Below are 6,411 nucleotides of genomic sequence, written 5' to 3' on the forward strand. Positions count from 1 at the left end.
GGGGGTGCGGCAGGAATCTTGGACTGTTTTATGCCGCTATTCCGAGACTCTCCCGGTATTCGATCGGGCTCAGGAAGCCGAGGGAGAGCTTGATCCGCTTTGCGTTGTACCAGCGGATGTAAGAGTCAACGACCTTGATGAACTGCTCAATGGTTGCTGTCCGCCAGTCACGAGGATAGAACAACTCGGTTTTCAGTCGCCCAAAGAAACCTTCACAGGCTGCGTTATCGGGCGAGCATCCTTTGCGTGACATCGAACGAATGAGCTTGGCATCGCGCATCCGTGAGAGCCATCCGGGCCAGCGATAGTGCGCACCGCGATCGGAGTGAACCACAGGCCTTTCATCGCAGTTGGCCACAGAGTCAATGGCAGCATCAAGCATGGTATTGACGAGTTCAGCATCTGGCCGGGTGCCGATAGCCCAGCTTACGACAAGCCCGTCGAAGCAGTCGATCACCGGCGACAGATAGACCTTGCCTGCCGGAATCTGGAATTCGGTAATGTCGGTGAGCCACTTCTCATTGGGCGCAGCGGCCTGGAAATCGCGATTGATGAGGTTCTCAGGTGCAGGACTTATCTCCCCGAGGTAGGAGCCGTAACGACGGCGCTTGGTGACAGCAAGCGTAAGGCCTTCCTGCTTCATCAAGCGCCGCACGACCCTCTCCGAGAGGAAGACTTGCTGTCTCGCCAGTGCCGCGCGTATCCGCCGATAGCCATAGCAGCGGTGGTTGACCTCAAAAATGTTCGCGATAGCACAACGTGCGCTTGCATACTTGTCAGCGACGCGCAGGCGTGCACGGTGATAGAAGTAAGAGCTACGAGCAAGCCCCAATGCTGCCAACAGCTCCGGCAACGCGTACGTTTGGTTCAGGGCGTCAACCAGCATCGTCTTCTCCCGGTTGCTCAGGAGCTGCGGGTTGACGCCCACTTCTTTTTTTATCAGTTCATTCGCCTTCTTGAGGATATCGTGTTCGAGCTGCAGTTTCCGGATATCGTGTCGAAGGGATTCGACCTGCTGCTCCAGTTTCACCCTCTCTTCGTCCGGCGCGCGCTTGGTTTGGCGTTTCATGGATGCGGGAGCCTCTGGCCCGAGTAGCTGGTTCTTCCAGTTATACAGTGTTGGCCTGCTCACGCCTGCCTTCTGAGCGACCGCGCGTGCGCTTTGCTCTCTGGTGCACAGTTCGATGACTGCTGCCCGTTTCACTTCCTGCGATTTCGGGGCGCTGCCAGCGACTCTGCCGACTACGCGCTTTCCGATGCTGGGATGCAGTTCTTCGATCCAGGCTGCCAGCGTCGCCCGGCACGGGTATCCCAACGCCCTCAGGGTTGCAGCAGCACAGCGCCCGTGGCTTAGATAGTGATCGACGGCCGCCTGCCTGTGTTCGGCCGAATACCTTTGTCGTAGACGCACATAGCCAGCCCGCAAATCATGGCACTGTTCGTACTCGCGATACCAGGCTTTGAGGGCGTTCTTCGTCGGGTATCCCAACTGTCGAATGGTCGCTCCGATGCGCTTACCTAACTTCAAATACAGCCGAACCGCTTGCAGACGGTCTTCATACGAGTACATGAACTACCTCCAGGTAGTCCAAGTTTTCGGCCGCACCCCCACGATTTGCATCGAAAACCGACCCACCCCAAAAGGCTCTCAGGTGTCGCTTGGTGCGGGCTGTTTGGCGGTGCGCTTCTCCTTCTTGGGTTGGGTGGTGCTGTGCTTGAAACGATAGCTTGCGCCGGCGGTCGGCGGCGGCGTTCTAGGCTTGGACTACAGCGTCGAGTGTCCGAATCTTGATTTTCGTCGCAAACAACGGGTACTTGGTTAGGTCAATATGCGCCTTGGCTGGGTCGTCAGGGTCGACATGTCCGAAGTGCCAGAAAAACTTAGGGTTCTGCTCGCTGGCAATCGTGATGCACTTCCCACTCAACGGCAGGTCGCCCAGCGTAATGCCAGGCAAGAAAGCCAAGTCGGAAGCCATCGTCCGCATCCGAAAGACGCGCCGCAGCGTCCATACATCATCCATGACCTCCGCGCCGCGTGTCAGATGGACTCGAAACGAAGGTGACTCACCGATTCGCGTCCCAGTCCCAACGAACTGGGCATCCGGACCGTCAGCCAGGAGCCCGAACCGGATTGCCAGCGTCTGGCCAATGAGGAACGGGTTTGAGATGCCCGGGACATCGGCAAGCCCGACCGCCTTCTCCAGAGGATTGCCTGACCTGCCGGCTACCCCGTTCACAACCGTCATGGATCCGCTGAGCGTGAGATCAGTCAGCAGTTTGCAGGCCGCGAGTGGCGAGATGTCCTTGATGTCATTGCCAGAAAAATCGACGGTCTCCAACGATACGCAGTTGCGCAGGGGAGAAATGTCGGAGACCTTGTTATCCACCAGGATTAGCGTCTTAAGGAAGGGCATTGCCCCCAGCTCTTGGACGTCGTTGATGGCGTTCTGCGAGAGGTCTAGGAAAGCAAGGGTATGAAAGGCGTCCAGGCCAGCGGTGCTTTGGATGGCGTTTTTCCGAAAGTCCAAGGACTTGACGCCCTTCGGGAGCATGCTTTGAAGCTTGGCGAGGGAGTTGAGCTTCCCTCGGTCCGCGCGGTGCATTCCCGGATGGTCCCAGGAGTATTCCTGCCATGACGCCACCACCTTTGACAGTGCTCGACCTTGCATTCGAAGCGTTTCGACGGGGTCGCCGTTCGGATCCTTGATGTCATAGAAGTCGTTGACATCCATTACCGCCGCCAAGGCGATATCGGATATCAACTCAAAGTCGTTCTTGAGGGTATCGGCGTTGTCTTTGACCACCCACCATTCCGCGATGGACGCCTCGGAGCCCAGGTCCTTCTTGCGCAGCGTAATGTCAGGAATGGCAACTGGAGGGTCGAGTTTGGCAGGGTCGAACAGGGTCGGCGGGCGCAACTGACCGTTGGATAGTTTGATGGCGTGAGCGATGACGCCGTTGACGATTTGCGTGTAGGCCGATTGAGCATTCTGCAGAACAGCCTTTGCCGGCAAGTCGGAAAAGTACTCGGGATGCTCGACAGCGAACTCGCAGTCATTCTTCAGTTGCAGGTACTTGAGCTTCTTTTGCTCAGCGTCTTTCAGCGCGAGAAGGAAATCTTCCGTCTCCTCCCCGCCGGCGATGGGAAGCGGGACTGTGTCATAAGTCGCGACCTCAATGAAATACGGATATGGATGATTCTTGACGGCATCAGGAAAGTCCTTCAGGCGTTTCTTGATCTCGTCGACATCCATCGTCGTGCCGATCTCGTTCGCGCCGGCGCCACCTTTTTGGTAAAAATGTACTGAAAACTCGGAACGGGAATTCGCGTTGCTGTTTGCGGTTTGCATCTCGGCCTTGAAATCGGCGCCACCGACCGGGCCGCCTTGTACCTCGGCATGCAGTGCTACCGCCAGATTCGATTCCGTGCTCGAATCCACCGACGTAATCCGCATGACGGCGTAGAACTCGCCGCCGCGGAATTGCGCCCGAACAAAGCCGTCGCCGAACGCAGTCTTGAAGTCGTCGGCGCGGCCCGGGGCGAGAAGGTTCTGTACGGTGGGAATCTCTTTCGCACGGAAGTTTCTCCCGCGCGAAACGGAGTTCGAGATGACCAGGCGCGCGACCACGAAGGTCGATGAACTGTTGTACTTGGTGTTGTTCGAGAAATCGACTTTGGCTCCGCCTGACACGGTGCCGTAGCGGCCCTCGAATTGAGCGGCCATATGCAATTTGCTCATCAACTCTTCATGGGACGTCACGATCGTCACGTCGGCGATCGATTCCTGAGAAATCTGGTCGTCTGGGGGATCAAAATCCAGTGCAGTGCCGACAGCCAGGCCGCTGTCGCTGTTGAAGCCCATCCCGATGTCTTCACCGTTGTAGTTGAGGCGGCGGACCTGGTCGATCTTTGGCATCTCGGCACCTATTCATCGAACTTGCGAATCAAGGACCAGGCGTCATTCGACGACAGGAAGGCTTCCGCATCGGCATCGTCTGTGGGCTTCCTGACGACGTTGTTGCCCTCGAAGCAAATACAACGGTCGTCTCGACACAGACGCTTAACGACGTCCATTTCCATTAAGCTCTGGAACTCCATCGCAGACACGATCCGATTCAGCACGGGAGCAAGCTTCCCGGCGGATAGCGTGTTGAGCGTGACGGACTGGAGGGTGTTATCGGTGCTGAACTGAACGTCAATCTTCCCCGTGCCGTCCATGCAGTCGCCGTCGAAAGTCCCATTGATCCAGGCAACGATGATTCCTAACTCGACGCTGTTGGTGGTGGGAACGTTTGCGTCCCCGATCAGGATGATTTCCTCTTGCAGCATCGCGATGAAGTCCGTTTTAGCGTCTGCGTCTGGAAGGTCGTGATACTGGTCCTTCAAGGCCTGTTCCAACTCGGCCGGCGATGGGGCTTGCGTGAACCGGTCGCTTATCGCGGCGCGCACGGCTTGTACCCATTCTGCTGCAGTTAGTGCTTGAGCATTCTTCGCGGCGTCGTCAATGGCCTTATCCAATGCTTCGCCCAGAGCCACGAGGGGGGTGAGGTCCACTTGGTGCTCGCGCTTGATGGCATCCGCTAGTTGTTTCACCATAACCTTGACGCCGGTCTTCACCATTACCTTGTAGATGTCCACTCTGGTATCTTCCGGCGCCGGAGCGTCGAAGACACTCTCGACATTGCTCAGGGCGCTGAGGTAGCCAATCACCAATCGAGTCTTGAAGGACTCCATCGACTGAGCGTAGTCTTTGATGACATTCATGTCGTCATCGAGTTGGTCGGGCATGGTGCCTCCTTGGTATCCAAACAGAGCGTCAACAAGGGGGTGCGGAATGCGGGCGGCGTCGCGCCAACGGCGGGCCCAAGCAAATGGTGGTGCAGATGGCATCTTGGATGGTTTCCAAGGTGCGTCATTCATCTATCCTAGGCGGCGGCTTTTGTGAGGTAAACCTCAGGACTAGCAATTTCTACAAAGTTGGCAGTTCGGCTGTCGGCTGGGCCCGCGTTGCCGATTCAATTGTTGCGAGGGTGAAACTCTGATCTGAATGCCTTTGAACTCAGACTGAGGCAAGCTGCGCGCGCGGGTTTCGCGTCCGCCCGCCCACACTCATCACCAGTTTTGGTGATGAGAAAGTATCTGCTAGGTTTCTAAGCTGAATCATCGGGAAACGCCCAGGGCTCGCCGTGCCTGCTTCCCTTGCGTCTCACTGGGGAGATCGAGAATGAGGCAATTAATCCTTCTTGCTGTCACTGGTTTCGCTTTGGCAGCCTGCGGTGGCGGCGGAAACGACGGGACGACCCCGCCACCTGGCGGTACGACGACCGACCCACACACTATTTCGAACGACGTTGGTAATGCGAAGGTAACGACAACGTTGTTGCCGGGTGTCGGTCAGTTCCCAGCCTCATCACGCATTGCAAGACTGAGCGACACGAATCTACTCATCCCATCGCCGTCGAGCGGGTTTGCGGTCGGCACTGTGTTTATCTGGGAGGACATGGCGTATGTCGTGACGGCGATGGCGGTCGCCGGCCCCGGCGGGAACCCTGTCACGGTTCGGCCAGCCAGATTTGACGAAACGTCAACCGACCTGACGGTTCAGGGTGACTCGCACTCGCTGACCTTGATGCCAATTCTCGCACCTGGGACTATGGTACTGACGTGCTCCAATCCAGGCCGGCCGACGTGAGTCAACCGGAGACCCGTACCCCAAAGGCCGCAGCACTCCCTACGACGCAGTTAAGCTGCTCTTTTGACTGCTGCTCAGGCAGCGATCGGCCGTCGCTATCCACGCCTGTTTGACGTCGTCTTTGAAAAGCCTTGCCTTCCATCAGACATCGTCGAAGCGGTTTCGCGACTACTGGACAGCAAAAGCAGTCGCCGAACCTAAGGCACTATTTTCTCGACAGTGGCTGATGCGTGGGCAGCCCTTTTTAAGGCGAGACGGATATGCCCAAGGGTTCGTTCAGAATTGCCAGGGCGGTCTCTAGAATGAAGTGCAACACCCTGATGTTAGGGTGTTGGGATGGGACAAAGCTACAGTCAACTGGGTATCGAAGAGCGTAACTGGATTCATCGCCTACTAAACGAGGGGTGCAGCCTGCGTCAGATCGCGAGAGTGGTGGGGCGAAGTCCGTCGACTGTCTCACACGAGGTTGCCCGGGCCGGAAGTCATCGGTCATACGATGCTGCGAGCGCGCAGGGTATGGCGCTGAGAAGGCGTCGACGTGGGCCGCGCAAGCTGGCAGCAGGCACGGCGCTGCTGAAGCTGGTGAGAGCATGGCTGCGCGTGGGCTATTCACCGCAACAGATTGCAGGCAGACTCCGGCGCATGTATGCCCACCAGCCGGAGTTCCATGTGTCCCACGAGACGATCTACTGCGTGATCTACGCCACGCCGCGCGGTG

General features: G+C 57.5%; 4 protein-coding genes. 1 reads left to right on the forward strand and 3 read right to left on the reverse strand.

The genetic code is table 11. The annotated features are described in order from the left end of the window. Positions 1 to 28: 28 nt before the first annotated feature. From BLQ58_RS28540 to BLQ58_RS28550, 3 genes are all read right to left on the reverse strand, one after another. Positions 29 to 1,570: an IS3 family transposase gene (locus tag BLQ58_RS28540; protein ID WP_092602868.1), complete on the reverse strand. Its 1,542-nt coding sequence runs from the start codon at positions 1,568 to 1,570 to the stop codon at positions 29 to 31. A 184-nt stretch (positions 1,571 to 1,754) separates the two neighbouring features. Then, positions 1,755 to 3,917, reverse strand: a complete 2,163-nt coding sequence (locus BLQ58_RS28545; RefSeq protein ID WP_092603803.1) for a leucine-rich repeat domain-containing protein — start codon at positions 3,915 to 3,917, stop codon at positions 1,755 to 1,757. Between the two features lie 8 nt (positions 3,918 to 3,925). Then, positions 3,926 to 4,789, reverse strand: a complete 864-nt coding sequence (locus BLQ58_RS28550; RefSeq protein WP_092603805.1) for a hypothetical protein — start codon at positions 4,787 to 4,789, stop codon at positions 3,926 to 3,928. A 1,240-nt stretch (positions 4,790 to 6,029) separates the two neighbouring features. Here BLQ58_RS28550 and BLQ58_RS28555 point away from each other — a divergent pair. Continuing rightward, positions 6,030 to 6,411 (forward strand): helix-turn-helix domain-containing protein (locus BLQ58_RS28555; protein ID WP_139186200.1); only part of this gene is annotated, 382 nt, incomplete at its 3' end.

Source organism: Ralstonia sp. 25mfcol4.1 (genome assembly GCF_900104095.1).
Taxonomy (GTDB): Bacteria; Pseudomonadota; Gammaproteobacteria; order Burkholderiales; family Burkholderiaceae; genus Cupriavidus.

Excerpts from the sequence above, each read along its gene's own strand:
- BLQ58_RS28540 (WP_092602868.1), bottom strand. The coding sequence starts at position 1,570 with ATGTACTCGTATGAAGACCGTCTGCAAGCGGTTCGGCTGTATTTGAAG.
- BLQ58_RS28545 (WP_092603803.1), bottom strand. The coding sequence starts at position 3,917 with ATGCCAAAGATCGACCAGGTCCGCCGCCTCAACTACAACGGTGAAGAC.
- BLQ58_RS28550 (WP_092603805.1), bottom strand. The coding sequence starts at position 4,789 with ATGCCCGACCAACTCGATGACGACATGAATGTCATCAAAGACTACGCT.